The sequence below is a fragment of the Allobosea sp. ASV33 genome (assembly GCF_016428755.1).
GTDB lineage: Bacteria > Pseudomonadota > Alphaproteobacteria > Rhizobiales > Beijerinckiaceae > Allobosea.
Window position 1 is genome coordinate 41,334 of record NZ_JAELTI010000018.1, and the last position, 23,344, is coordinate 64,677.

Genomic DNA, 23,344 nt, shown 5'->3' on the forward strand with positions numbered 1-23,344 from the left:
GCGGCGGAACGGCAGCCGCGGTCTGGCGTGCGCGGGGGCCTTGCAACGGCTCAAAGATGCGAGCCGACCTCATGGCGGAAGAAGTAGCAGCCCACCCCCAGGCAGCCGATCAGGATCGACAGCGCGTAGGGCCCGAACAGGCAGACGATGAAGACCGAGCCGATGAAGGCCCGCATCGCCCAGCATGACCATGTCTGCTTCATGGTTCACCTCTCGCATCGCAATCACTGACAAAGCGTAAATGGCGAGCCGTGAATCCAACCTAAACGGATATGGTAAACGTCTGAATTCCCTTTGAATTCCGCGCGTTAGGGATTTTGGCGAAAGCAGGGCGGCCTTTCCGCTCCCCGTTCCTCCCGGCGCCGCCGTAGCGTAACCTCGCCTTCCCGAGAGGAGATTCGCATGAAGAAAATTCTGCTGACGGCCTTCACCCTGTGCTGCATGGCCGGCGCCGCCCAGGCGCAAAGCTGCAACCTCCAGGCTTCCGACAAGAAGCTTGCAGGCGCCGCCAAGACGAGCTTCCTGACCAAATGCGAGAAGGATGCCGGCGCGGCTTGCGACAAGCAGGCTGCCGACAAGAAGCTGGCGGGCGCCGCCAAGAACAGCTTCACCAAGAAATGCGTTTCGGACGCGGTCAGCGGTTGAGCCCCTGAGCGAGAGCGGCATCGCGCGGCGACCGGGCGCGGCTGTGCCCGGTGCGGTCAGTCGGTGGTGCTGCTCTCCCAGGTCGCGTGGCTGACGCCCGGCAGGCGCGCCAGCCTGTCGACGACCTGATCCAGTTCCTTGCGGTCGACCGCCGTGCTGATCAGCTTGGCGACGATCTCGACCGTGTCCTCGCCGCGCTCGACCGTGGTGATGTCGCTGACCGGGTATTGCGCCGCCTCGAGATAGTCGACCAGCGTCTCACGCACCGCGGCCAGGGTCGAATCGCGCGTGGTGACGACCACCTCATAGGTCGCCTCGAGCGCCTGCTCGTCGAGCGGAATACGGTTGATCGCATTGACCAGCGGCCGCAGCAGCGTGTTGCCGAAGATCACGAAGGTCGCGACGAGCGCCGCTTCCGCAATCATGTCCGCGCCGGCGCAGGCCCCCACCGCGGCAGAGCCCCAGAGGGTCGCCGCGGTATTGAGGCCGCGGACATTCATGCCCTCCTTCATGATCACGCCGGCGCCAAGAAAGCCGATACCCGAGACGACATAGGCGACCACCCGGATCGCGCCCGCCGAACCCTCCAGGCGCATGCCGAGATCGACGAAGGCCGCCGCCCCGAGCGCGACGAGAACCGTCGTGCGCAATCCGGCCGTCCGCTGGCGATACTGCCGTTCAGCGCCGATCAGCATGCCCAGCACGAAAGCGGCCGTCAGGCTGACGACCGTGTCGAGGAAGGGCATAAGTTCGAAGGTCTGGACGAAGCGCATGGCCGCTGTCTCGCGTGACGGGCAGCGGTGCTTGGCATGAAGAAACGCCCCCGGCAAGCCGGGGGCGCGATGTCGTCAGAACAGGGCGCTCAACCACCTGGAGAACGCAGGCGCGCCCCTTACTCGTCGTCGTTGAAACCGCCCCGATCGCGCCGGTCGTCGCGATCGCGCCAGCGCCGCGGCCCCTGATCGTTCTGATCCTGATGCCAGCCGCCGCGCCAGGCGCGCATCTCGCGGAAGCGCTCGCGCCCTTCCGCCATCGCCTCGCGGACGGAGCGGCGCAATACCGTCTTCTGCTCGTCGCTGAGGGTCGTCCAGAGCGGACGCACCGCATCGGCCAGTTCCTTGGAGCGCGTCGCGCGCATGTTTGCCCGGTTCGCGGCCGCGTCGAGGCGTTCCATCAAATCGGCATGGCGCAGTTTTTCGCGTTCTTCGCGCATCCCGGCCCATTGCTGGGCGCGCTGCTCGCTGCGCTGCTTGATCAAGCCCTCGACCTTGTCGAACAGGGCCGTCTGCTCCGGCTTGAGCTTGAGATCGGCGCGGACCTTGGCCAGTCGCTCGTCGAGCTTGGCCTTGGCGCGCTCGGCCCGGCGCTCGCGCCACTCGTCGCGGCGCTGTTCGCGGTTTTCCGTCCGTTCCTGCTTCTGGTCTCCGCTCGCGGGCGGAACCGGCTGCGGCTGCGCCAGGGCGAAGCTGCCGGCGAGCATCGCGATCGACGATGCGGCGATGAGGGCAATGGGTTTCACGGGCAATCTCCCTTGAATCGGTCCGGTCTAGGCGTCGCGCAGCGGGTCTCGAAGCCGATTGGCGATATTGCGACCCTGATCCTGCCGGCCTGACCCGCCAATGGCCAGCGCATGAAAAGATCGTAATGTAGCGACAACGCCGTCCGTGCGTTTCGGTTCGCCATCAGGTTCTCCATGAAAAATCTCATCACCGATGTTCGCGGCCTGCTGGTCGGGCAGGCCCATGATGCAGCCGCGGCGACGGGCGTCACCGTGACGGTGTTCGATCGCCCGACCATCGCCTCTGCCGCGGTGCTCGGCGGCGCGCCGGGTACGCGTGACACCGCCCTGCTCGACCCCGAAATGACCGTCGAACATGTCGACGCCATCGTGCTCTCGGGCGGCTCGGCCTGGGGGCTGGGCGCCGCCGACGGCGTGATGCGCTGGCTGGCGAAGGAAGGCCGCGGCTTCCCCGTCGGCGCCTTCCGCGTGCCGATCGTCCCGCAGGCGATCCTGTTCGACCTGATGAACGGTGGCGAGAAGCCCTGGGCTCGTGGCGAGGACGCCACCCCTTATGCTCGGCTGGGCGCGGAAGCCGCAGCGGCCGCCTCCGCCGATTTCATGCTGGGAACCGCCGGTGCGGGCTTCGGCGCCACCACTGCTAACCTGAAGGGCGGGCTCGGCTCGGCCAGCGCCCGCGCCGCCACGGGGCAGGTCGTAGGCGCACTCGTCGCGGTCAACGCCGTCGGCACCGCGACCATCGGCGATGGCCCGCATTTCTGGGCGGCGCCCTATGAGCGCGACGGAGAATTCGGCGGCCTGGGCTGGCCCGCCGTGATCTCGCCCGACGACATCGCCCTGCGTTTCAAGGGCGGCACCGGCCAGAACACCACGATCGCCCTCGTCGCGACCGATGCCTCGCTGACCAAGCCGCAGGCCCGCCGGCTCGCGCTCGCCGCCCATGACGGCCTCGCCCGGGCCTTGCGTCCTGCCCACGCCCCGCTCGACGGCGATATCGTCTTCGCCGCCGCCACCGGCTACAGCGGCGCGCCTTCGGACGCCTTCGCAATGACCGAGCTCTGCGCCACCGCGGCCGACGTGCTCGCCCGCGCCGTGGCGCGAGGCATCCATGCCGCCACGGCCCTGCCCTTCCCCGGCGCCAGGCCCGCCTGGCAGGACCGCTTCGGCTCCTGAAGCGATCTCGGGGACATTCCCCAACGTTAGCGAAACAATTTACCAAGCATAAAGGCGGCGCCCCTAACCTGCTCGCTTAGGTTTTCGTATGCATGGCTGGGCAACCGGGGGGACCTATGCGCGAAATCGGCTTTGGCCTGATCTGCGGTATCGCGATGGCGGTCGCCGCACTCCTGATCGCAGCCTGGCCCGTGCCGGGGCGGCCGATCGCCGCCTTCTTCCCCGCCGGCACCGGAACGGCCGACATCGCCCGCGCCGTCACCGACGCGAGCGGCAGCCTCCTGCAGATCGATGCCGCCTCCTCCGTCGCCTTCACCATGGCGGAGCGTGACGGCTTCGTCTCGTCCCTCTACGGCGCGGGCGCCTGGCTCGTCATCGATGCCGCCTTTGCCAGGCTCTGCACCGGAAGTTCCGCAGGGAGCAGCCGATGAACGACGTCTTCCGCTTTCGCGACCGTTTTTCCCGCGTCCTGATCGCGATCCTCTGGGCGAATGCCGCCGTTCTGGCGCTCGGGACACCGTCGGCCTCGCCGCTCAACAGCCCGACGCTGGTGCTGGCGGGCGTCGCGCTCGCAGTGCTCTGCACGCTGGTCTGGCGCATCGAACGCACCGGCTGGATCACGCGCCAGATCACGAGCATCGCGACCATGGGCCAGGTGATGCTGCTGGTCTATGCCTATGCCGGCCATCCCTATCAGGCCGACATGCACATGTATTTCTTCGCGATGCTGGCGGTGCTCGCCGGCTGGCTGGACTGGCGCATCTTCATTCCGGCGACGCTTGCTATCGTCGTGCATCACCTCGCCTTCAGCCTGCTGATGCCGAGCGCGGTCTTCCTGAACGGCAGCCAGATCGACCGCGTCCTGCTCCATGGGCTGATCGTCTTGGTCCAGTCGCTCGCCCTGAGCTGCCTGGTCTGGTCGCTGCGTCGATCGCTGGAGATGTCCGAGCGCGAGCGCCATGCGGCCGATGCTGCACGCGCTGCCGCGGACCAGGCCCGGCAAGACCTCGCCGAGACGATGGAGCGCGGCGCCCTCGTCCGCCGCCAGGTCCTGCACGCCGTCGCCGATGATTTCGAGCGCGAGATCGCCGGCATCGCCCGCGACGTCATCGCCTCCGTGCAGTCCCTGCGCATCGCCTCGCAGCAGATGAAGAGCGGTGCGCTCGAGGTCTCCGAGCGTTCCAGCGCGGCGTCGCAATCCTCGCGCCAGACCTCCTCGAACGTCGTCGCCGTCACGCAAGGCACGACCGAGCTCGCGCATTCCTTCGCCGAGGTCGACCGCCAGGTCGCGGAAACCACGCGGGTTGTGGGCGAGACGACACGGCAGGCCCGCGCCGTGCTCGACACCGTCGGCGAATTGTCGCGCAAGGCCGGCCAGGTCGGCGACATCACCGACGCGATCTCGACCATCGCCAAGCATACCAACCTGCTGGCGCTGAACGCCTCGATCGAGGCCGCGCGCCTCGGCCATTCCGGCGGCGGCTTCACCGTCGTCGCCCAGGAAATCAAGTCGCTCGCCAACCAGACCTGGCGCGCCACCGAGGAGATCCAGAATCAGATCGGCGCGATCCGCGAATCCAGCACGGAGGCGATCGTGGCGATCGACGCCATGAACGCGACGGTCGGCTCGCTCAACCAGATCTCCGGCAATGTCGCGACGGTGGTGGAGCAGCAGAATGCGGCGGCGGCCGGCATCGCCCAGATCATCCGCCGCGCCGCCGACGAGACCGTCTTCGCCGCCGGGCATATCGACATCGTCAGCCGCATCGCCGCGGAAACCGACGAGGCCGCAAGCCATGTCGCCGAATCCGCCGACAAGCTCTCGCGCCAGTCCGTCCATCTCGACAGCGAGGTCGCCCAGTTCCTCGGCCGCATCCGCGCCGCCTGAGCCCCGTTTCCCTGCTGGCCGCGAATGCGCTATGGCGGGGCCATGTCCACCGACGATTTCCTCGCCCGTTTCGGCTCCCCCGGGGCCAGCCAGCCGGACCCGGTCGCCGCCGCCCAGCAGGCCATGCGTAATCCCTTGCCCGCCCGCTTCTACAAGGAAGCCGGCGTCCTGGAGCGCGACGGCCTCTTCCATATCGCCCTCGACGGCAAGACGGCGCGGACCCCGGCCCGCAAGCCGCTCGCCGTAACCTCCCGCCCTGTGGCAGAAGCCCTCGCCGTGGAATGGCAGGCTCAGGCCGAGCGGATCGACCCCGCGCGGATGCCGCTGACCCGGCTCGTCAACTCGGCGCTGGACGGCGTCGAGGACCAGCAGGAGGCCGTGCGCGCCGAGATCGTCCGCTATGCCGGCTCGGACGCGCTTTGCTATCGCGCCGGCGAGCCCGAGGCACTGGTCGAACGGCAGAACCAGGTCTGGCAGCCGATCTTGGGCGATGTCGAAGCGCTGGTCGGCGCCCGCTTCCTGCTGGCCGAAGGCATCGTCTTCGCGCAGCAGCCCGAAGGAACGCTCGCGGCGATGGCCCGGCATGTCGAGCAAATCCCCGCACCGCTTGCGCTCGCCGGCGCCCATAACGTCATGACATTGACCGGCTCGGCCATCCTGACGCTCGCACTGGCGAACGGGTTGATCGATCCCGACCCCGCCTGGAACGCGGCCCATCTCGACGAGGATTACCAGATCGGCATCTGGGGGCAGGACGAGGAAGCGGCCGAGCGCCGGGTCATCCGCCGCCGCGAATTCGATGCCGCCGTGCTGCTCCTCCTGAAAGGCTAGCGCCGAACCTCGCCTTCCGCATGATTGCGGTTCCGACTTCGGCAAACGTCGCAATAGACTCGCGGCGCATCGCCGCTTAAGCCGGCTTGGAGACGCGTTTTTCCCGCCGGGAGCCTGCCGCCATGAAGGACATCCTCGAACAGCTCGAATCGCGCCGCGATGGCGCCCGCAAGGGCGGCGGCGAGCGGCGCATCGAGGCGCAGCACAAGCGCGGCAAGCTGACGGCGCGCGAGCGCATCGAACTCCTGCTCGACAAGGACTCCTTCGAGGAGTTCGACATGTTCGTCCAGCATCGCTGCGTCGATTTCGGCATGGACAAGGCCGAGAAGATCCCCGGCGACGGCGTCGTCACCGGCTGGGGCACGGTCAACGGCCGCACCGTCTTCGTCTTCTCCAAGGACTTCACCGTCTTCGGCGGCTCGCTCTCCGAGACCCACGCCCAGAAGATCATCAAGATCCAGGACATGGCGCTGAAGATGCGCGCGCCGATCGTCGGCCTGTTCGATGCCGGCGGCGCCCGCATTCAGGAGGGCGTCGCGGCGCTCGGCGGCTATGGCGAGGTCTTCAAGCGGAACGTGCAGGCTTCCGGCGTCATCCCGCAGATATCGGTGATCATGGGCCCCTGCGCCGGCGGCGACGTCTACTCGCCGGCGATGACCGACTTCATCTTCATGGTCCGCGACACCTCCTACATGTTCGTGACCGGCCCGGAGGTGGTGAAGACCGTCACAAACGAGACCGTGACCTCCGAGGAACTCGGCGGCGCCAAGGTCCACACGAGCAAGTCCTCGGTCGCCGACGGCTCCTTCGAGAACGATGTCGAGGCGCTCCTGCAGGTGCGCCGCCTGCTCGATTTCCTGCCCGCCAACAACACGGCCGGCGTGCCGGAATGGCCGTCATTCGACGTGCCGGACCGCGTCGACATGAGCTTGGACACGCTGGTCCCCGACAATCCGAACAAGCCCTACGATATCAAGGAGCTGATCCTGAAGACGGTCGACGAGGGCGACTTCTTCGAGATCCAGCAGGCCTATGCCGGCAATATCGTCACCGGCTTCGGCCGCATCGAGGGCCGCACGGTGGGCATCGTCGCCAACCAGCCGATGGTGCTGGCCGGCGTGCTCGATTCCGACGCATCCCGCAAGGCCGCCCGCTTCGTGCGCTATTGCGACGCCTTCGAGATCCCGATCGTCTCGCTGGTCGACGTTCCCGGCTTCCTGCCGGGCACGGCGCAGGAATATGGCGGCCTGATCAAGCACGGCGCCAAGCTGCTCTTCGCCTATTCGGAATGCACCGTGCCGCTGGTCACGATCATCACCCGAAAGGCCTTCGGCGGCGCCTATGACGTGATGGCCTCCAAGCATATCGGCGCCGACGTGAACTATGCCTGGCCGACGGCGCAGATCGCGGTGATGGGTGCCAAGGGCGCCGTCGAGATCATCTTCCGCGGCATGGACGCGGATGGCATCGCGGCCAAGACGAAAGAATACGAGGACCGCTTCATGTCCCCCTTCGTCGCGGCCGAGCGCGGCTATATCGACGAAGTCATCATGCCGCACTCGACGCGCCGTCGCATTGCGCGGGCGCTCGCGATGCTCCGCACCAAGAACGTCGAACGCCCCTGGCGCAAGCACGACAACATTCCGCTCTGAACCGGCAGCCTACGGCCAGCGCCTGAACACGGCGCTGGCATTGACCCCGCCGAAGCCGAAGCCGTTCGAGATGGCGTGCTCCATCGCGAGCGGACGCGCTGCTTTCGTAACGAGGTCGAGCCCTTTCGTAGCCTCGTCGGGGTTTTCGAGGTTGAGCGTCGGCGGAGCGATCTGGTCGCGCAGTGCCAGGATCGTGAAGATCGCCTCCAGCCCGCCGGCAGCGCCGAGCAGATGGCCGGTCGCCGATTTCGTTGCGCTGATCGCGATGCCGCCCTCGCTGCCGAACAGCGCCTTGATCGCAGCGAGCTCGCCACGATCGCCGACCGGGGTCGAGGTCGAATGGGCGTTTAGATGCGCGATATCGGCCGGCTGGAGCCCGGCCTGCTTCAGCGCCGTCTCCATCGCCCGCCGCGCGCCGGACCCGTCCTCGGGGCCCGAAGTGATGTGATAGGCGTCGGCGCTCGTGCCGTAGCCGGTCAGCTCCGCCAGGATCGTCGCGCTGCGCGCCTGCGCGTGTTCCAGCGCCTCGATCACCAGCAGGCCGGCGCCCTCGCCCATGACGAAGCCGTCGCGGGCTGCATCGAAGGGTCGCGAAGCCTTCTCGGGTTCGTCGTTGAAGCCCGTCGAAAGCGCGCGCGCCGCCGCGAAACCGCCCAGCGCGACGAGGTCGACGCAAGCCTCGGTGCCGCCGCAGAGCGCGATATCCACTTCGCCCGCGCGGATCATGCGTGCCGCGTCGCCGATCGCTTGAACACCGGCGGCGCAAGCGGTCACGGGCGCGCCGATCGGCCCCTTAAAGCCGTGCTCGATCGAGACATGGCCGGCGGCGAGATTGACGAGGAAGGACGGGATCGTGAAGGGCGAAAGCCGCCGCACCCCACGCTCGTCGGTGATCCTTACCGCCTCGGCGATCGCCGGGAAGCCGCCGATGCCAGAGGCGATCACCGTCGCGGTGCGCTCGCGCTCGGCCTCGCTCTGCGGCTCCCAGCCGGCCTGCACCAGCGCCTCCTTCGCGGCGACCAGTGCGAACTGGATGAAGCGGTCCATCTTGCGCTGGTCCTTCGGCGCGATCACGGCGTCGGGATCGAAGCCGCCCTCGGCATCCTCGGCTTTGGGCGGCACGATGCCGGCGACCTTGGCAGGCAAGGTCTCGACGATCGCGTCCGGCAGGCGGCGCAGGCCAGAGCGTCCCGCGAGCAGGCGCTGCCAGGCGATCTCGGTTCCGCAGCCGAGCGGCGAGACCACGCCCATTCCGGTGACGACGATACGGCGCATACGAAAACTCCTATCTGCGAGAGGCCGGCGCAGCCGCATCCCGCGCCGCCAGGATGGCGAGGCGTTGCAGCATGCCGGGGCTGGCCTGTGGGCCGGCGATGACGGTGACGTTGTCGGAATTCACGGAATGAAAGGTCTCAGCATCGGCATAGGCCGGGACGACCGCCCGCCCGCTCTCGCGATCGGCCAGCAGAAGCGCCTGCCCTTCCGGCGCAAGATGGCGGTTGCCGAAGGCGACCAGCGCCGCGACCACCGGGAAGAAGTCCCTGCCCCTCTCCGTCAGCACATACTCGTAGCGCTTCGGCCGCTCGCTATAGAGCCGCCGCTCGAATAGCCCGGCTTCGGTCAGGTGCTTCAGCCGCCGCGCCAGCATGTTCGGCGCGATGCCGAGGCTGCGCTGGAACTCGTCGAAGCGAGAAAAGCCCTGCAGCGCATCGCGCAGGATCAGGATGCTCCACCACTCGCCCACCGCCTCGACGGCGCGGGCGCAGGGACATTCGGCAAGCGGGATGAGCCGGGGCTGCATGCGCCCCAGCTAACCCCGTTACTATCATTTTGCAAGTCACTCGCCCGCTGCGCAGGCCGCGCAGCAGCTCCGCTCAATCCAGCGTGCTCCGGAATCGCATCAGCGCGAGCCCGGCGAAAGCCGGCACGAACAGGCTGAGATAAAGCACCTCGTCGCCGATATCGCCGAGGCCCGCGCCCTTCAGCATGATCGCCCGGATGATCCGCAGGAAATGCGTCAGCGGAAAGAACTCGCCCAGCGTCTGCGCCCAGCCCGGCATGCCGGCGAAGGGAAACATGAAGCCCGACAGCATCAGCGACGGCAGGAAGAAGAAGAAGGTCAGTTGCATCGCCTGGAGCTGCGTGCGCGCCATCGTCGAGATCGTGTAGCCGAGCAGAACCAGCGCCAGCACGAAGATCAGCACGCAAGTGAGCAACAGGCCAAGCCCGCCGAGGAAGGGCACGGCGAAGAGCAGCTTCGCAGCCCCCAGCACGATCAGCACCTGCACGGCACCGACGGCGAGATAGGGCAGCACTTTGCCGAGCATGATCTCGCCGGCCGTCGCCGGCATGGCGAGCAGGTTCTCCATGGTGCCGCGCTCGATCTCGCGGGTCAGCGCCATCGCCGTCATCATCACCATGGTCATCTGCAGGATGACGCCGAGCAGGCCGGGCACGATGTTGTACTGGGTGATGTTCTCCGGGTTGTAGCGCCGGTGGACGACGAAGGAGAGGCTGTCGCCGCTGGCACCGGCCGGATCGGTGACCGGCTTGCGCCCCTGCGCCCGCTGCAAGGCCCGGCTGGCAATGGCGCCGAGTGCCGATACGGCGCCGCTCGCCGCCGCCGGATCGGTCGCGTCGGCCTCAACCAGGATGCGCGGCTCGTCCGCCCGCTCGACGCGCGAGCCGAAATCGCTGGGGATGGTGACGAGGAAGGAGATCTCGCCCTTCGCCATCAGGCTCTCGGCCTCGGCCGCGCTCTGCGGCCGCTCGCCGAAGCGGTAATAGTTCGAGACCTCCATCGCGGAAACGACGGCGCGGGTATATTGGTCCTGCCCGAGCGCGAGGATCGCCGCCGGCAGGCCACGCGGATCGTTGTTGATCGCATAGCCGAAGAGCAGGAGCTGGATGATCGGCACCGCCAGCATCATCGCGAAGGTGATGCGGTCCCGCCGCATCTGCACGAATTCCTTGGCCAGCATCGCGCCGAGCCGGCGGGGCGAGAACAGGCCGGTCATGCCGCCCGCTCCTGAGCGCCGGTCATGAACTTGATGAAGACATCCTCAAGGCTGGTCTCGCCCGGCTCGACCTTGATGCCAGCCTCGCTCCTCAAGGGCGCCAGCGCCGCTTCAAGCTTGCCGCGATCGGTGCCGACGACATGCAGCGTCGTCCCGAAGGGCGCGACCTGCTCGACGCCGTCCGTCGCCTCCAGCGCCCGGATCTGGGCAGGCTTGAGCGCGCCGTTGACGACATAGGTGACGAGGCCGGAGCCCTTCACGACCTCCTCGACCGTCCCGGTCGCCAGCATGCGCCCATACGCGATGTAGCCGATGCGATGGCAGCGCTCGGCCTCGTCCATGTAATGGGTCGAGACCAGCACGGTCAGGCCATCTCCGGCCAGCCGATGGATCTCGTCCCAGAACTCGCGCCGCGCCTTCGGGTCGACGCCGGCGGTCGGCTCATCCAGAAGCAGGAGCTTCGGCTGGTGCATGATGCAGGCGGCCAGCGCCAGGCGCTGCTTCCAGCCGCCCGAGAGCGTGCCGGCGAGCTGGTCCTTGCGCGAGGTCAGGCCCAGCCCGTCCAGCGTCTTCGCCACGGCCTCGTCGACCGGATCGAGCTCGTACAGCCTGGCCACGAAGGTCAGGTTCTCGGCTATGGTCAGGTCTTCATAGAAGGAGAAGCGCTGCGTCATGTAGCCGACCTGGCGCTTGATCTCCGCACTCTGGGTGCGGACATCGAGCCCGAGCACCGTGCCCTCCCCGGCATCGGGCTTGAGCAAGCCGCAGATCATCCGGATCGTCGTGGTCTTGCCCGATCCGTTAGGTCCGAGGAAGCCGACGATCTCGCCCGTCGCCACCGCGAGATCGACATCGTCGACCACCGTGCGCTTGCCGAAGCGCTTGGTCATGCCATGCACGTCGATGGCGAGCGGCGCGTTCACCGCTGCACCCGCAGCGTCACGTCGACGATCTGGCCGGGCTGCAGCGCCGATTGCGGCCCGCCATCGGGCCGCGCCTCGACCAGATAGACCAGCTTCTGCCGCGTTTGCGCCGAATAGATCACCGGCGGTGTGAATTCGGGCTCCGGCGAGACATAGGTCACGGTCGCGGTCAGCCCGGGCGCGCAGCCGTCGCAGCGGACATCGAGCTTCATGCCGGTCGTCACGCCCGAAATCCTGATCTCCGGCACATAGAGCATCAGCTTGGCGGCGCCGTCCGGCAGCATCAGCAGCACCGGCGCGCTCGGCCCTGCGAGCTCGCCGACCCGGCGCAGCACGTCGCTGACCCGCCCGGCCGACGGCGCGACGAGCTGGCGCTGCGACAGCCGCCAGCGCGCCTGCGCCAAGGCAGCCTTGGCCTGCTCGACCGCGTTCTCGCTCGCCTTGATCTCGTCAGGACGCGCTGGCAGGCGAGCGACATCGAGATTGGCGGCATTCTGGCGGACACTCGCGGCTGCCACATCACGCGCCGTCTCCGCCTGGTCGAAATCGGCCTGGGTCGAGACGCCGCGCCGCAGCAGATCCTGCCGGCGATCCAGCGCCCGCTCGGCCTCGCGCTGCTGCGCCTTGGCCGAGGCGAGATTGGCCTCGATCACCGCGATCTCCTCCGGCCGCTTGCCGCTGCGCAGATTGTCGAGCTGCGCCTGCGCCTGCACCAACCGCGCCTCGCTTTCCCGGACTGCATTCTCGGCATCCGTCGTCTCCAGCGCGGCCACGGCCTTGCCGGCCTCGACGCGATCGCCCCGGCGGACATCGATGCGCTCGATCCGGGCCGTATCGATCGGGCCGAGCCGGACGTATTCGCCCTCGACATAGCCGGCGATGCGGACCGTATCGCCGCCGCAGGCCGAGAAGCTGCCGGCGATCAGCCCGAAGGAACAGAGGAAGCCGAGAATCATGACCGTCTCTCCCGCATGCTGGCGATGCTCGCGCGGACATTGGCGCGGATGACATCCGCGATCGCCTCGCTCTGCGCCGTGTCGATCGCGTCCCAGCCCATGCGCCGCATCACGGCTGGCCGGGCGAGCCGGAAATAGATGACCTGCCCGATCGTCGCGAAGACCGCGAGCTTGGTGTCTTGCGCCTCCGGCTCCATGCCGGTCGCAGCGGCCCAGAGCCGGCAGACCTGGCCATGGACCGGACCGACGAGCCCCTCATAGAGCGCCTCGAAGGCGGCCGTCGGCTCCATCATCTCGCGGATGACGAAACGGGCGATCGTCTCGCTCTCCTGCGCCTGTGTCGCGAAGGCGGTGACGCGCCCGACGATGCCGAGCATCAGCTCCACCGCCGCCTCCGGCGCGAGCCCGTCGAGCGGCGGCATCGCCGCGGCGGCACCGAAGACGCGCTGCTTCATCGTCGCGACCACGGCCTCGGCGCAGGCCCGGCGCAGACCGTCCTTGCCGCCGAAATGATAGGCGATGCCGGCACTGTTAACGCCCGCCGCCTGCGCGATCTCCCGGATCGAGCTCGCCTCGTACCCGTGCCGCCCGAACAGGTCGAGCCCAGCCCGGATCAGCGCCTCGCGCGTCCCTGCATCGCTGTCTGGAATGGCTTTCATGCCTCGCCGATAGCACCGTCGGCTGATTTAATCAATCGATTGATTAAATCGTCGCGTAACGAAGACCTCTCGTCATGGTCGGGCTTGTCCAGACCATCCACGTCTTCGCCGGTGCACGGTGTTGTTCAAGACGTGGATGCTCGCCACAAGGGCGAGCATGACGCGAGCTGCTTCCCCGCAAGCCGAATGCACCAACGCCCTATCCCGCACAGCCGCGACATGACGCGCCGCCGATAATGGTCTAAGGCGGCAACCATCCTTTGATCGCTTCCCGCCAGATGCTCTTCAACTCCTTCGCTTTCCTGCTCGCCTTCCTGCCGCTCGCGCTCGCCCTCCACTGGGGTGCGGAGCGCTTTGCGCCGAGCCTGCGGCTGCCCGTGCTGGTCGTGCTGTCCTTCGCCTTCTACGGCTATTGGGACTGGCGCTTCCTGCCGCTGCTGGCGCTCTCGATCGGGCTGAACTGGCTGATCGCCGAAGCCTTCCAGAAGACGAAGTCGGGCGCGCTGATCACGCTCGCGATCGTTCTGAACCTCGCCGTGCTCGCGGTGTTCAAGTACTTCAACTTCTTCGCCGATCTCGCTGGAATGATTCCCGGATTGCCGGCGCCGAAATTCGACATCGCGCTGCCGCTCGGCATCTCTTTCTTCACCTTCCACCACATCATGTACCTGACGGACCTGCGGCGCGGGCAGGCGCCGCGCTACGATCTCGTCCGCTACGCGCTCTACATCGCCTTCTTCCCGCAGGTGCTCGCCGGCCCGCTGGTGCGCTGGCGCGAGATCATGCACCAGCTCGACGAGCGGCCCTATCAGCGGCCGGACGCGGCCGAGCGAATCGCGCGCGGCCTGATGCTGCTGACCTTCGGCCTCGCCAAGAAGGTGCTGATCGGCGACCCACTCGCCGAATATGCTAACCCGGTCTTCGCCGCCGCCGCGGCGGGCAAGACCATCAGCCTCATGGAAGCCTGGCAGGGCACCCTCGCCTTCACCTTCCAGATCTATTTCGATTTCTCCGGCTATACCGACATGGCGCTGGGCCTCGCCCTGCTCTTCGGCGTCGTGCTGCCGCAGAATTTCGACGTGCCCTATCGCTCGCTCTCGATCCAGGATTTCTGGCGCCGCTGGCACATGACGCTGTCGCGCTTTCTGCGCGACTACCTCTACATCCCGCTCGGCGGCTCGCGTGCCGGCCTGCCGACGCAGGTCTGGGCGCTGTTCGCCACCATGGCGCTGGGCGGTCTCTGGCACGGCGCCGGCCTCACATTCGTCGCCTGGGGCGTGGCGCATGGGCTGGCGCTGATCGTCGCCCTGTTCTGGCGCCGGGCCGGCCTGCCGATGCCGGCGACGCTCGGCTGGCTCCTGACCTTCCTGTTCGTGGTCCTCTGCTGGGTGCTGTTCCGCGCCACGAATTTCCAGGCTGCGCTCGCGATCTACAAGGGCCTGTTCGGCTTCGGCCCGATCGGCACCGGCTTCAAATGGCGCGCCCTGCTGCCGGCCGCAGCCTTCGCCATCATCGGCCCCACCGCCTGGAACCTCGTCCACAAGCTGCCGCCGGCCCGCTGGCTGGCGATCCTGTGCGGGCTCCTGTTCGTCATCATCCTGCTGAAGATCGGCGAAGACGCCAATTATGAGTTCATCTATTTCCAGTTCTAGATTTCACAATTGAATGTGGAGTAAGTCAATTCAGTTTTTTTGAACTATTTCAATACTTTAAAGGGAGATTGTCGGCAGCGACAATTACTGGTGCACCGTCAATCCGGCCCTACCCAACGAGAAGCCCTTCCCCTTTTGGCTGTTGAGCCGAAGCCCGCCCGACGATGTCGCGGGCTGATGCATTTCGACCTGCTGGAGGAACTGCCCCTCCGCATCCAATACCTGGCCTCGCGCAAGGCCGAGCGAGCCCGCCCGGACGGCTATTGGGACTACGAATCGGGCTACGGCGTGCAAGGCTACGGCACCGATCCCGAGATCATCGCCCGGCTGCAGAGGCCGCTCGAGGCTGGCAGCGGCAATGTCGACGGCCCCTTCCCAGCCGCGGCGGCGTTGGAAGCGCTGATGAAGACAGCGCCGGTAGAGACCGTGCTGATTCTCGTTCGCCCGCCTGTCTACGTCACGGCCCTGTCGAAACCCGGCACGCGCGATGCCGCGGCCGACGCCGCCTGCCGCAAGGCCTTCGCCGATCTGGCGGCCCGGCGCCCGCGCACGGCGCTGGTCGACTGGCGAGTCGACAGGCCCGAATTGCACGATCCCAGCCTATTCTTCGACCATAGCCACTACCGCCAGCCGATCGCCCGGCTGGTCGAAGCCGACATCGCCGAGGCCATCGGCAAGCTGAAATGATCCGAGCCCAGCCGATTGCGCTGGAAACCGACGCTGGATCGCGTGTTTTCACGAAGCCGTTGAAGTCCTGTCGGAAGCGATTGTTCCGCTTGAGACTGATCGCTATAAGGGCGCCAAATCGGCTCCCCTCCCGCGGCACAGCCGATGGGTGCGTGAACCGACAAACTAGAGAGCGCGCCCATGTCGAAGCAGACCATCCTCGAGGCGGATTACAAGCCGAGCGATGACGAGCCGTTCATGAACGAACGTCAACGCGAGTATTTCCGCGGCAAGCTTCTCGCCTGGAAGGACGAGATCCTGCGGGAGGCCAAGGAGACCCTGGTCACCCTGCAGAAGGAGAGCGAGAATCACCCGGACATCGCCGACCGGGCCTCATCCGAAACCGATCGCGCCATCGAGCTGCGCGCCCGCGACCGGCAGCGCAAGCTGATCGCCAAGATCGACGCGGCGATCTCCCGCATCGACGACGGCTCCTACGGCTATTGCGAGGAGACCGGCGAGCCGATCTCGCTGAAGCGCCTGGAAGCCCGCCCGATCGCGACGCTGTCGCTGGAGGCGCAGGAGCGCCACGAGCGCAACGAGCGCGTCTTCCGCGACGATTGAGCGGCGACAACCGACCACGCTTTCTCGAAAGGCTCCGCGCCGCAAGGCGCGGGGCCTTTTTCGTTTTGAACTTAGGCTTCGGCGGTACGTTCTGGTGGCGAGCCGCCTGCTGCCGCTCCCGGCGGCCGAGGCAGAAGGCAAGGGAGAGCCAGCATGGACCGTTTCACCGGTGGATGCCGCTGCGGCGATCTCCGGATTGTGGCGTCGGGGCGCCCCTATCGGGTCGGCATTTGCCATTGCCTCGACTGCCGCAAGCATCACGGTGCTCTCTTCCACGCTTCCGCGATCTTCCCGGAAGGAGCGGTCGCGATCGAGGGCGAGGCCCGCGACTATGACGGGCGGTTCTTCTGCCCCCGCTGCGGCTCGCCCGTCTTCGGACGCAGCGGCGACGAGGTCGAGGTGAGCCTGGGCGCGCTGGACACGCCGGACCAGTTCGTGCCGACCTACGAGCTCTGGACGATCAGGCGCGAAGCCTGGCTGCCGCCGTTCCCGTCGACGAAGCTGTACGAGCGCGACCGGGATGCCGCAGGCCGTTCAGAGGAATAGCCCCCCGGACCGATGCCGAGCAGCGGGAACCGCGGCTCGTCCCGGCGTCAGTGTCCGCTGAAGACCAGAGATTGCACGGGCAGCACCAGCGCCTGGATGCGCAACAGCATGGCATGAACCACCCCGGTCGCATCGACAGCGTGCAACGCGATACGGCGCAGCGTGCCGGTTTCCTTGGCGACGATGATGTCGTGATTGTTGCTATAGGCATTGGCGACGCAGCTACTGCCGGGCGTCACGCCGTCGAGCCCGCCCTGATAGAGCGGCTCGAGGAAGGCCAGGATGGTTCCGGGTCGAACCACCTGCTGCGCGTCGATCAGTTGCTCGCCGCTCCTGAACTGCCCCGCCGCGATGAAGTCCTGCACGCCCGTCACCACCATCGGGATGATCACCCACGGCCGTGATATGCAGGTGACTTCCGCGACCATCCCGACCTTGATCACCTGCGCCTCGATCTGGTTGAAGCCGGCCTGGAGCCGTCCTCGCCCCGCTTCTTCCGGGATGAGGATTCCCGCCGGGCGCATGAACGGGTTGACGACGTCGCCGACCCGCAGCGTGAACTGCTCCACACGTCCGGCGAATCCGGCCCGCACCACCGTCTTCTGCAACTCGACCTCGGCCTGGGCGAGCGCGGCCTCCGCGCTGGCGCGCTGGGCGGGAAGCAGCGTAGCGATCTTGGTCTGCTCGGCATTCCTCGCAGCCGTGACCGACGCCAGCGCGGCCTCCCGCCCCGCGACGATGTTCTCGAGCCGCTCGATCTCGCGGGCCGCGACGACGGCATCGTTGCGCCGTTGCAGCTCGGTCTTCGTGCGCAATTCATCCAGCGCCTGCTGCAAGGAGCTCTTCGCCTCCTGGATCTTGCCGTCATCCGCGAGGATGTCCGCCTTTGCGACCACGAGAGCAGCGTCCGCCTCGGCGATCTTGCGCCTGGCGGCATCGACGGCTGCCGCTTGTGTCTTGTCGTCCAGGGTGAAGAGCGTATCGCCCTTGGCGACCGCCTGGCTGACCCCGACATGGACCTCGGCGACACGGCCGTTGACCTCGGGAATGATGGGCACCGTTCGGAAGAAGACGGTCGCGCTGGTCGTGGTGGGGTGATTGTAGAAGATCACGGTGATCAGGCCGACCGTCAGCATCACGCAGGTGACGATACCCCAGCGCAGCTCGAACCAGACCGAGTAGAGCGTGAGCTCGCGGCCGAAGCGTTTGCCCTGGCCGTAGCGACGATAAAGATAGTCGGGAAGCAGGGTGAAGAACGCGCAGACGAGAAGCTCAAGCATGGGCCTTCTCCTCGACGCCTGCGTCCGCGGGCGGCGCATTCCCGTCCGGCCCGGGGACGGCCGTCTCCGCGTCCGATGCCGCGTCGCCGCCGGTGCCCGGGGCGATGCCGGCCATTTTCTCGAGGGAGCCGGCCATCCGGCCGAACATCCCTGGAATATCGGGCAGGTCGATCAGGGCGAGCAGCAGCCCGGCGACCCAGAAGGCGTGGATATGCGTGAGGAGCGCGAGCAAGCCGAGAACGGCGACGATCTCGAACTGGATCTTGTGCGTCTTGTGCGCCATCCGCTCGGGCAAGGTGTGAAGGCGCAGGAACAGCAGTCCGATGCCCAGGACCGCCCCGAGCAGGATCACGGCCGCGAGTACCGTGAAGTAGTCAGTCTCGCCTGGGCCGGTGATGAAGGACGGAAGCACATGCGGAGCGGCGGGATGAGCGGCGGCCGTCATGACGGTACTCCTCTCGGGAGACATAGCCAGACGTGCTGCTCAAGCCCATCCGAGCCTCGTCGAGGCAGCAAATCCGACAGCATCACAACGGGAAGTTGCCCAAAGGTCAACTCTTTTGGTGCCATCCCCCTCAAGATCGGCGGATGGCGGGCGCCGATCGGTATCCCGACATGCCGATCCCGTTGGAAGCAGCAGCAAAAAGCCCTGCCGAGGCGCGCGACGATGCGGCATTCCGGGTCGCCGCCCGTCTCACGCACCGGTCAAGTGGCTGAACAGGATCGACGCGCCAAGAGCAATCAGGGCCACGCCTCCGACGCGCTCGGCCCAGCGCCCGAATTTCGCGCCGATCAGATTGCCGGCCATCATGCCGCCGGTAGACATCAGGAAGGTGGCGAAGCCGATGGCGAGCGCGACGACGATGATGTTCACGTCCAGGAACGCGAGCGAGACGCCGACCGCCATCGCATCGATGCTGGTGCCGACGGCGGTGGCCATCAAGGCCCAGAGCGAATGGCCCGTTACCGCCTCTGCCCTTTCGGTGGCTGGCTTCAGCGAATGCATGATCATCCGGCCACCGACGATCCCGAGCAGGATGAAGGCGATCCAGTGATCCACGGCAGCAACATACTGGCTTGCGGCAAAGCCGGCGGCCCAGCCGAGGAGCGGTGTGATCGCCTCGACGATACCGAAGACGGCTCCGGTACGGAGCGCTTCGAGGAGACGCGGACGCGTGGAAGCGGCGCCCCGGCCGATGGAGGCCAGAAAGGCGTCGACGGACATGCCCATGGCGAGCACGGCAATGGAAACGGGTGACATGGCGATCTCTTGCGCGGATTGAGGACCGGACAGCATTCGAGACCGGATCCGCATGGTCTCGCCGTCACGGTCTCGCTTGGCCGGAACGCGCCGGCTGATCGCACCACGCGGTCCTCGCCGCGAGCCTGTTGATGCGACCGCGCCCCGACAAGGACGCCGCTACTCCCCGATGGGCGCAGCTCTACTTTCAGGTCGCGGATAAGTCAATAACATAAATATTTCAATTACTTATCAATAAGAAGCATTTGCAGTAAGGCCTCTGAGCCATGGCCGAGCCTCGCGCTTTCTCGCGGAAATCGGGAAAGCCCCGCGTCGGGAGGACGCGGGGCTTCTGGCCGCCTGCCTGGGTAGCTTGGGGAGCGTGGCGGGCGGCCGGGATGGTGGCGGCTCGGGAGAGACCGCCATCCGTCCGGCGCGGAGACAAGGGGGAGCGTTCCGCGCCGTCCGGGATTCGGATGCTGGGATCAGAAGGGCAGCAGGATATCCATCACCTGCTGGCCGTAGCGCGGCTGCTGGACATCGGTGATCTGGCCGCGGCCGCCATAGGCGATGCGGGCCTGGGCGATCTTGGTCGAATCGATGGTGTTGTCGGACTCGATGTCCTCGGGCCGGATCACGCCGGCGACGATCAGTTCGCGCACCTCGAAATTGACGCGGATTTCCTGCTTGCCCTCGATCACGAGATTGCCGTTGGGCAGGTTCTGGGTGACGACCGCCGCGACGTTCGTCGCCAGCGTCTCGGAGCGGTTGACCGAGCCGGCGCCCTCGCTGGAGCCGTCGGATTCGAGCTTGAGCAGCGAGGAGGCCTTGGCCCCGTCCGGCAGGAACTTGTCGAGCTTGTTCTCGAAGCCGAAGGCGTTGTCGGCGCCGAAATCCTCGCCGTTCTTGCGGCTGCGCTTGGTCTGGTTGTTGAGCTGGGCCTTGTCGGTGACCTTGACCTTGACGGTGACGAGGTCGCCGACATTGCGGGCGCGCTGGTCCTTGAAGAAGGCGCGCGAGCCGGTCCGCCAGAGCGAGTTCGGCGCGTAGGAGGCATGCGCCACCTCCGGCATAGGCATCTGCACCGGCTTGTAGCCCTTGACGGCGGTCGGGTCCTCGATCGGCGAGAGCGTCGGCGCCTGGCCGACATTGGCGAGGCGGTCGCCCATCCCGCAGGCACCGAGCGAGGCGGTCAGCAGCAGAAGCCCGGAGAGCTTGGCGAGGCGATTGGCGTACATGGCGGTTTCCATGGAACTTTACTGAGCGCTGGCGACGCGGCCGGCGGCGGAAGGCTGGACGGAAACCCGTCCCGGCCCGCTGACCTTGCCCTGCAGCATGCGCTTGGACTGGGGATTGGTGACGGAGACGACATCGCCCATCGCGCCGGCCTCGTTGGCCCGGCCGCGCAGCGTGATGAGAAGGCCCGGCGCCTCGTAGACGATGGTGACGAGATCGCCCTTGCCGACGATCTCCTCGCGCTGGACGTCGCTGCCGCGCAACGGCACGCCGGCGAGCAGGGCGCGGCGCGCGACCTTGTCGATGGCGGCGCGGGCATCGCCGATGATCTCGCTGCCCTGCCCGTCGCGCGGGCGGCGCTCGACGACGACGTCGTCCTTGCCGAGCGTCTCGCCCCGCGCGATCAGGCGCTTGGGCACCACGACCTCCATGGTCTCGACGAGCTGGCCGGAGATGCGCAGCGGCTTCAGGCGCATGGCGGTGCTGCCGGGCACCGTGAGCCGTGCCTGCAGGCGCCGCGAGCGGGCGTCGAAGGAGAGGTCGACGACCGCGACATCGCCGGTCAACTCGGGCTCGACCGCGACGCTCGGCGCCCCGCCATCGATCGCCAGCGCGAAGATGCGGGCATCGACGCCGAAGCGCTCTTGCAAGCCGGTCTTCACGGCGGCTTCGAGGTCCATGGCGGTGATGCGGCGGGCCGTGCGCGTCACCACGACCTGGGCAAAGCCCTGGCTCTGGATATCGCCGGCTTCCCGGACGATCCCGGCCCCACGCGCGGCCTCGACGATGCGCGCGACCTGGATGGTGCCGGTCTCGCCCAGCGCCGGCGCCCGGAAGGCGGCCGTCGCGGCAGCCTCGCCGGCGAGGCCGGGGATCAGGTCGCCGAAGGTGACGAGATCGCGCGCCAGGTTGATCTCGGGACGGAGCTGCAGCCTGGAGGGCACCGCGGCGGCTGCGGGAGCCGCGACAGCAAGCGTTGCGACGGCCGAAGCGACCGCGACCGGTGCGGGCTGGGCGTGCTGCGGCGCGGCCAGCGCGGCGGTGCCGGAGAGCAGGAGCGCGATCAGGGACAGGCGGATCATGATGCGAATCCCCTCAGCCGCGGAACATCTGGGTCGTCGCCGACATCATCTGGTCGGCGGCGGTGATGACCTTGGAGTTCATCTCGTAGGCGCGCTGCGCTGCGATCAGCGAGGAGAGCTCGGTGACAGCCTGCACGTTGCCTTCTTCGAGATAGTTCTGCTGCAGCGTGCCGAAGCCCTCGCCGCCGCCGAAGCCGTCGATCGGCTGCCCCGAGGCCGCCGTCTCGATGTAGAGGTTGTCGCCGATCGACTCGAGGCCGACCTTGTTGACGAAGCGCACGAGCTGGATCTGGCCGAGCTGCTGCGGCGCCGTCTGCCCCGGCACCATCGCCTCGACGATGCCCTGGGCGTTGATGTTTACGCTGGAGGCGTTGTTCGGCACGGTGATGCCGGGCTCGACCTGGTAGCCGTCGCGGGTGACGAGCTGGCCCTGCGCGTCGAGGTCGAACGAACCGTCGCGGCTATAGGTGGTGCGGCCGTCCGGCATGCGGACGCGGAAGAAGCCCTCGCCGCGGATGGCGAGATCGTAGGGCTTCTCGGTCGGGCTGATATTGCCCTGGGTCATGACGCGGCCGGTCGAGACCGTCTTGACGCCGGAGCCGATGAAGGTGCCGGCCGGGGCCTGGGTGTTCTGGTCCGAGGTCGCCGAGCCGGCGCGCCGGAAGTTTTCGTAGAGCAGATCCTGGAAATGGACCTGCTGGCGCTTGTAGCCGGTGGTCCGGACGTTGGCGATGTTGTTGGAGATGACCTGGACGTTCATCTCCTGGGCCATCATGCCGGTCGCGGCTGTCTGCATGGCGCGCATGGTGCGTGCTCCCTTCCGCTATCAGGCTTGCTGGTCGGCCAGGCGCGAGATCGCCCGGCTGCGCAGTTCGTCGGATTTGGTGATCATGTTGGCGATGCTCTGGTAGTTGCGCTGCACCTCCATCAGGCGGGTCAGCTCGACCACGGCCTTGACGTTGGAGCGCTCGATCGCGCCGGGCTCCAGCCGCGCTTCCGGCCCGGCCGCCTGGGGGGGCGTGGTGGAGGAGAACAGGTTGGTGCCTTCGCTGGCCAGCGCCGAGGGATCGGCGAAGCGGACCTGGCGCAGCTTGCCGCGCGTGCCCTGGTCGCTGCTGACCGTGCCGTCGGCGGCGATGCGCATGGAATGTTCGCTGGAGCCGAAGGCGATCGGCCCGGCCTCGCCCATCACCGGCAGGCCGGTCTGGGTCACGAGCCGGCCCTGGCGGTCGAGGCTCAAGGAGCCGGCGCGGGTGTAGCGCTCGCCGTTCGGCGTCTGCACGACCAGGTAGTTGTCGCCCTTGAGCGCGACATCGAGCGGATTGCCGGTCAGTTCCATCGCGCCCTGCGACAGGTCGAGCGGCGTGCCCTTGTCGATGACATAGGACAGCGGCCGGTCGGCCGGCTTAAAGGCATCGGCCTTCGCGCCAGGCATGAGGAATTCGGTGAAGCGCGCGCTGCGCGCCTTGAATCCATTGGTGCCGACATTCGCCACGTTGTTGGCGATGACGTCCAGCTCGCGCGCCAGAGCCACCTGACGCGACAGGCCGATGAGAAGCGCGTTCTCCACGGCTTAACTCCCGATCATGTCCCGCAGCGACCTCGACGCTCCCCAGCGCAGTCGCCACGGCCCCATACCGGCAAGCGGCATGCCAAGATGGTTAATCCAGGCAAGATATTGATATTGTTGAATATCGACCGAAACACACCCCCCACCGGCACCCGGCACGGGCTGCTGCAGCGGCAAGAAACGCC

At 67.3% G+C, this 23,344-nt stretch carries 27 protein-coding genes; 10 read left to right on the forward strand and 17 right to left on the reverse strand.

Features of this window, described 5'->3' with window-relative positions; genetic code table 11:
- Window positions 1-50 precede the first annotated feature (50 nt).
- Window positions 51-203 (reverse strand): hypothetical protein, encoded by a 153-nt coding sequence (locus JHD80_RS08155; protein ID WP_199085883.1) that lies wholly within the window; start codon window positions 201-203, stop codon window positions 51-53.
- A gap of 199 nt (window positions 204-402) precedes the next feature.
- Here JHD80_RS08155 and JHD80_RS08160 point away from each other — a divergent pair, with 199 nt between their 5' ends.
- The gene (locus JHD80_RS08160; RefSeq protein WP_199085885.1) at window positions 403-645 is read left to right on the forward strand and encodes a hypothetical protein; all 243 of its coding nucleotides are present in this window, start codon (window positions 403-405) and stop codon (window positions 643-645) included.
- 56 nt (window positions 646-701) lie between these two features.
- Here JHD80_RS08160 and JHD80_RS08165 read toward each other — a convergent pair whose 3' ends face one another.
- Complete coding sequence (locus JHD80_RS08165) at window positions 702-1,418, reverse strand: MgtC/SapB family protein (RefSeq protein ID WP_199085887.1); 717 nt, start codon at window positions 1,416-1,418, stop codon at window positions 702-704.
- A 119-nt stretch (window positions 1,419-1,537) separates the two neighbouring features.
- Window positions 1,538-2,164 (reverse strand): Spy/CpxP family protein refolding chaperone, encoded by a 627-nt coding sequence (locus JHD80_RS08170; protein WP_199085889.1) that lies wholly within the window; start codon window positions 2,162-2,164, stop codon window positions 1,538-1,540.
- A 174-nt stretch (window positions 2,165-2,338) separates the two neighbouring features.
- On the opposite strand from JHD80_RS08170, the gene JHD80_RS08175 reads away from it, so the two are divergent.
- From JHD80_RS08175 to JHD80_RS08195, 5 genes are all read left to right on the forward strand, one after another.
- Complete coding sequence (locus JHD80_RS08175; RefSeq protein WP_199085891.1) at window positions 2,339-3,337, forward strand: P1 family peptidase; 999 nt, start codon at window positions 2,339-2,341, stop codon at window positions 3,335-3,337.
- Between the two features lie 116 nt (window positions 3,338-3,453).
- Window positions 3,454-3,768, forward strand: coding sequence for a P-loop NTPase family protein (locus JHD80_RS08180; RefSeq protein ID WP_199085893.1), 315 nt, complete (start codon window positions 3,454-3,456; stop codon window positions 3,766-3,768).
- A complete protein-coding gene (locus JHD80_RS08185; protein WP_199085895.1) occupies window positions 3,765-5,225 on the forward strand; it encodes a methyl-accepting chemotaxis protein in 1,461 nt (486 codons plus the stop codon). Before JHD80_RS08180 ends, JHD80_RS08185 begins: the two co-directional genes overlap by 4 nt.
- Window positions 5,226-5,267: 42 nt before the next feature.
- Window positions 5,268-6,056 carry an ATP12 family chaperone protein gene (locus tag JHD80_RS08190; protein WP_199085897.1) on the forward strand — a complete coding sequence of 263 codons (789 nt, stop codon included), beginning with the start codon at window positions 5,268-5,270 and terminating at the stop codon, window positions 6,054-6,056.
- A gap of 122 nt (window positions 6,057-6,178) precedes the next feature.
- Window positions 6,179-7,708 (forward strand): acyl-CoA carboxylase subunit beta, encoded by a 1,530-nt coding sequence (locus tag JHD80_RS08195; RefSeq protein ID WP_199085899.1) that lies wholly within the window; start codon window positions 6,179-6,181, stop codon window positions 7,706-7,708.
- Between the two features lie 9 nt (window positions 7,709-7,717).
- Here the strand turns inward: JHD80_RS08195 and fabF are convergent, their stop codons facing one another.
- From fabF to JHD80_RS08225, 6 genes are all read right to left on the reverse strand, one after another.
- The gene (gene fabF / locus JHD80_RS08200; RefSeq protein WP_199085900.1) at window positions 7,718-8,983 is read right to left on the reverse strand and encodes a beta-ketoacyl-ACP synthase II; all 1,266 of its coding nucleotides are present in this window, start codon (window positions 8,981-8,983) and stop codon (window positions 7,718-7,720) included.
- A gap of 10 nt (window positions 8,984-8,993) precedes the next feature.
- On the reverse strand, window positions 8,994-9,509 hold the full coding sequence (locus JHD80_RS08205) for a winged helix-turn-helix transcriptional regulator (RefSeq protein ID WP_199085902.1): 516 nt from the start codon (window positions 9,507-9,509) through the stop codon (window positions 8,994-8,996).
- Window positions 9,510-9,582: 73 nt separating this feature from the next.
- On the reverse strand, window positions 9,583-10,725 hold the full coding sequence (locus tag JHD80_RS08210; protein WP_199085904.1) for an ABC transporter permease: 1,143 nt from the start codon (window positions 10,723-10,725) through the stop codon (window positions 9,583-9,585).
- On the reverse strand, window positions 10,722-11,615 hold the full coding sequence (locus JHD80_RS08215; RefSeq protein ID WP_199085934.1) for an ABC transporter ATP-binding protein: 894 nt from the start codon (window positions 11,613-11,615) through the stop codon (window positions 10,722-10,724). The genes JHD80_RS08210 and JHD80_RS08215 overlap by 4 nt, the downstream gene beginning before the upstream one ends.
- A gap of 29 nt (window positions 11,616-11,644) precedes the next feature.
- Complete coding sequence (locus JHD80_RS08220) at window positions 11,645-12,604, reverse strand: HlyD family secretion protein (protein WP_199085906.1); 960 nt, start codon at window positions 12,602-12,604, stop codon at window positions 11,645-11,647.
- Window positions 12,601-13,263, reverse strand: a complete 663-nt coding sequence (locus tag JHD80_RS08225; RefSeq protein WP_199085908.1) for a CerR family C-terminal domain-containing protein — start codon at window positions 13,261-13,263, stop codon at window positions 12,601-12,603. Before JHD80_RS08225 ends, JHD80_RS08220 begins: the two co-directional genes overlap by 4 nt.
- A gap of 278 nt (window positions 13,264-13,541) precedes the next feature.
- On the opposite strand from JHD80_RS08225, the gene JHD80_RS08230 reads away from it, so the two are divergent.
- The 4 genes from JHD80_RS08230 (at window position 13,542) to JHD80_RS08245 (ending at window position 16,751) form a co-directional block, all read left to right on the forward strand.
- Window positions 13,542-14,915, forward strand: a complete 1,374-nt coding sequence (locus JHD80_RS08230; RefSeq protein ID WP_199085936.1) for an MBOAT family O-acyltransferase — start codon at window positions 13,542-13,544, stop codon at window positions 14,913-14,915.
- A gap of 177 nt (window positions 14,916-15,092) precedes the next feature.
- Window positions 15,093-15,602, forward strand: coding sequence for a hypothetical protein (locus JHD80_RS08235; RefSeq protein WP_199085910.1), 510 nt, complete (start codon window positions 15,093-15,095; stop codon window positions 15,600-15,602).
- A gap of 180 nt (window positions 15,603-15,782) precedes the next feature.
- On the forward strand, window positions 15,783-16,205 hold the full coding sequence (dksA, locus tag JHD80_RS08240) for an RNA polymerase-binding protein DksA (protein WP_199085912.1): 423 nt from the start codon (window positions 15,783-15,785) through the stop codon (window positions 16,203-16,205).
- Between the two features lie 153 nt (window positions 16,206-16,358).
- Window positions 16,359-16,751: a GFA family protein gene (locus JHD80_RS08245; protein ID WP_199085914.1), complete on the forward strand. Its 393-nt coding sequence runs from the start codon at window positions 16,359-16,361 to the stop codon at window positions 16,749-16,751.
- 47 nt (window positions 16,752-16,798) lie between these two features.
- Here JHD80_RS08245 and JHD80_RS08250 read toward each other — a convergent pair whose 3' ends face one another.
- From JHD80_RS08250 to JHD80_RS28395, 8 genes are all read right to left on the reverse strand, one after another.
- On the reverse strand, window positions 16,799-18,031 hold the full coding sequence (locus JHD80_RS08250; protein WP_199085916.1) for an HlyD family secretion protein: 1,233 nt from the start codon (window positions 18,029-18,031) through the stop codon (window positions 16,799-16,801).
- A complete protein-coding gene (locus JHD80_RS08255; protein WP_199085918.1) occupies window positions 18,024-18,476 on the reverse strand; it encodes a hypothetical protein in 453 nt (150 codons plus the stop codon). The genes JHD80_RS08250 and JHD80_RS08255 overlap by 8 nt, the downstream gene beginning before the upstream one ends.
- A 249-nt stretch (window positions 18,477-18,725) precedes the next feature.
- Window positions 18,726-19,292 carry a manganese efflux pump MntP gene (locus tag JHD80_RS08260; RefSeq protein ID WP_199085938.1) on the reverse strand — a complete coding sequence of 189 codons (567 nt, stop codon included), beginning with the start codon at window positions 19,290-19,292 and terminating at the stop codon, window positions 18,726-18,728.
- A gap of 464 nt (window positions 19,293-19,756) precedes the next feature.
- On the reverse strand, window positions 19,757-20,509 hold the full coding sequence (gene flgH, locus JHD80_RS08265) for a flagellar basal body L-ring protein FlgH (protein ID WP_199085920.1): 753 nt from the start codon (window positions 20,507-20,509) through the stop codon (window positions 19,757-19,759).
- Window positions 20,510-20,527: 18 nt separating this feature from the next.
- Entirely contained in the window at window positions 20,528-21,589 is a 1,062-nt protein-coding gene (gene flgA, locus JHD80_RS08270; protein WP_199085922.1) for a flagellar basal body P-ring formation chaperone FlgA, read from the reverse strand.
- Between the two features lie 13 nt (window positions 21,590-21,602).
- Window positions 21,603-22,394 (reverse strand): flagellar basal-body rod protein FlgG, encoded by a 792-nt coding sequence (flgG, locus tag JHD80_RS08275; RefSeq protein ID WP_199085924.1) that lies wholly within the window; start codon window positions 22,392-22,394, stop codon window positions 21,603-21,605.
- 21 nt (window positions 22,395-22,415) lie between these two features.
- Window positions 22,416-23,159 (reverse strand): flagellar basal-body rod protein FlgF, encoded by a 744-nt coding sequence (flgF, locus tag JHD80_RS08280; RefSeq protein WP_199085926.1) that lies wholly within the window; start codon window positions 23,157-23,159, stop codon window positions 22,416-22,418.
- A 3-nt stretch (window positions 23,160-23,162) separates the two neighbouring features.
- A partial coding sequence (locus JHD80_RS28395) for a hypothetical protein (protein ID WP_210339831.1) occupies window positions 23,163-23,344 on the reverse strand: 182 nt, incomplete at its 5' end.

Coding starts and splice junctions, on each gene's coding strand:
- JHD80_RS08235 (WP_199085910.1), top strand. CDS start 15,093: ATGCATTTCGACCTGCTGGAGGAACTGCCCCTCCGCATCCAATACCTG.
- JHD80_RS08195 (WP_199085899.1), top strand. CDS start 6,179: ATGAAGGACATCCTCGAACAGCTCGAATCGCGCCGCGATGGCGCCCGC.
- JHD80_RS08255 (WP_199085918.1), bottom strand. CDS start 18,476: ATGACGGCCGCCGCTCATCCCGCCGCTCCGCATGTGCTTCCGTCCTTC.
- JHD80_RS08220 (WP_199085906.1), bottom strand. CDS start 12,604: ATGATTCTCGGCTTCCTCTGTTCCTTCGGGCTGATCGCCGGCAGCTTC.
- dksA (WP_199085912.1), top strand. CDS start 15,783: ATGTCGAAGCAGACCATCCTCGAGGCGGATTACAAGCCGAGCGATGAC.
- JHD80_RS08225 (WP_199085908.1), bottom strand. CDS start 13,263: ATGAAAGCCATTCCAGACAGCGATGCAGGGACGCGCGAGGCGCTGATC.
- fabF (WP_199085900.1), bottom strand. CDS start 8,983: ATGCGCCGTATCGTCGTCACCGGAATGGGCGTGGTCTCGCCGCTCGGC.
- JHD80_RS08175 (WP_199085891.1), top strand. CDS start 2,339: ATGAAAAATCTCATCACCGATGTTCGCGGCCTGCTGGTCGGGCAGGCC.
- JHD80_RS08215 (WP_199085934.1), bottom strand. CDS start 11,615: ATGACCAAGCGCTTCGGCAAGCGCACGGTGGTCGACGATGTCGATCTC.
- flgH (WP_199085920.1), bottom strand. CDS start 20,509: ATGTACGCCAATCGCCTCGCCAAGCTCTCCGGGCTTCTGCTGCTGACC.
- JHD80_RS08245 (WP_199085914.1), top strand. CDS start 16,359: ATGGACCGTTTCACCGGTGGATGCCGCTGCGGCGATCTCCGGATTGTG.
- JHD80_RS08190 (WP_199085897.1), top strand. CDS start 5,268: ATGTCCACCGACGATTTCCTCGCCCGTTTCGGCTCCCCCGGGGCCAGC.
- flgA (WP_199085922.1), bottom strand. CDS start 21,589: ATGATCCGCCTGTCCCTGATCGCGCTCCTGCTCTCCGGCACCGCCGCG.
- JHD80_RS08180 (WP_199085893.1), top strand. CDS start 3,454: ATGCGCGAAATCGGCTTTGGCCTGATCTGCGGTATCGCGATGGCGGTC.
- JHD80_RS08260 (WP_199085938.1), bottom strand. CDS start 19,292: ATGTCACCCGTTTCCATTGCCGTGCTCGCCATGGGCATGTCCGTCGAC.
- JHD80_RS08185 (WP_199085895.1), top strand. CDS start 3,765: ATGAACGACGTCTTCCGCTTTCGCGACCGTTTTTCCCGCGTCCTGATC.
- JHD80_RS08250 (WP_199085916.1), bottom strand. CDS start 18,031: ATGCTTGAGCTTCTCGTCTGCGCGTTCTTCACCCTGCTTCCCGACTAT.
- JHD80_RS08160 (WP_199085885.1), top strand. CDS start 403: ATGAAGAAAATTCTGCTGACGGCCTTCACCCTGTGCTGCATGGCCGGC.
- JHD80_RS08205 (WP_199085902.1), bottom strand. CDS start 9,509: ATGCAGCCCCGGCTCATCCCGCTTGCCGAATGTCCCTGCGCCCGCGCC.
- flgG (WP_199085924.1), bottom strand. CDS start 22,394: ATGCGCGCCATGCAGACAGCCGCGACCGGCATGATGGCCCAGGAGATG.
- JHD80_RS08210 (WP_199085904.1), bottom strand. CDS start 10,725: ATGACCGGCCTGTTCTCGCCCCGCCGGCTCGGCGCGATGCTGGCCAAG.
- JHD80_RS08165 (WP_199085887.1), bottom strand. CDS start 1,418: ATGCGCTTCGTCCAGACCTTCGAACTTATGCCCTTCCTCGACACGGTC.
- JHD80_RS08155 (WP_199085883.1), bottom strand. CDS start 203: ATGAAGCAGACATGGTCATGCTGGGCGATGCGGGCCTTCATCGGCTCG.
- JHD80_RS08230 (WP_199085936.1), top strand. CDS start 13,542: ATGCTCTTCAACTCCTTCGCTTTCCTGCTCGCCTTCCTGCCGCTCGCG.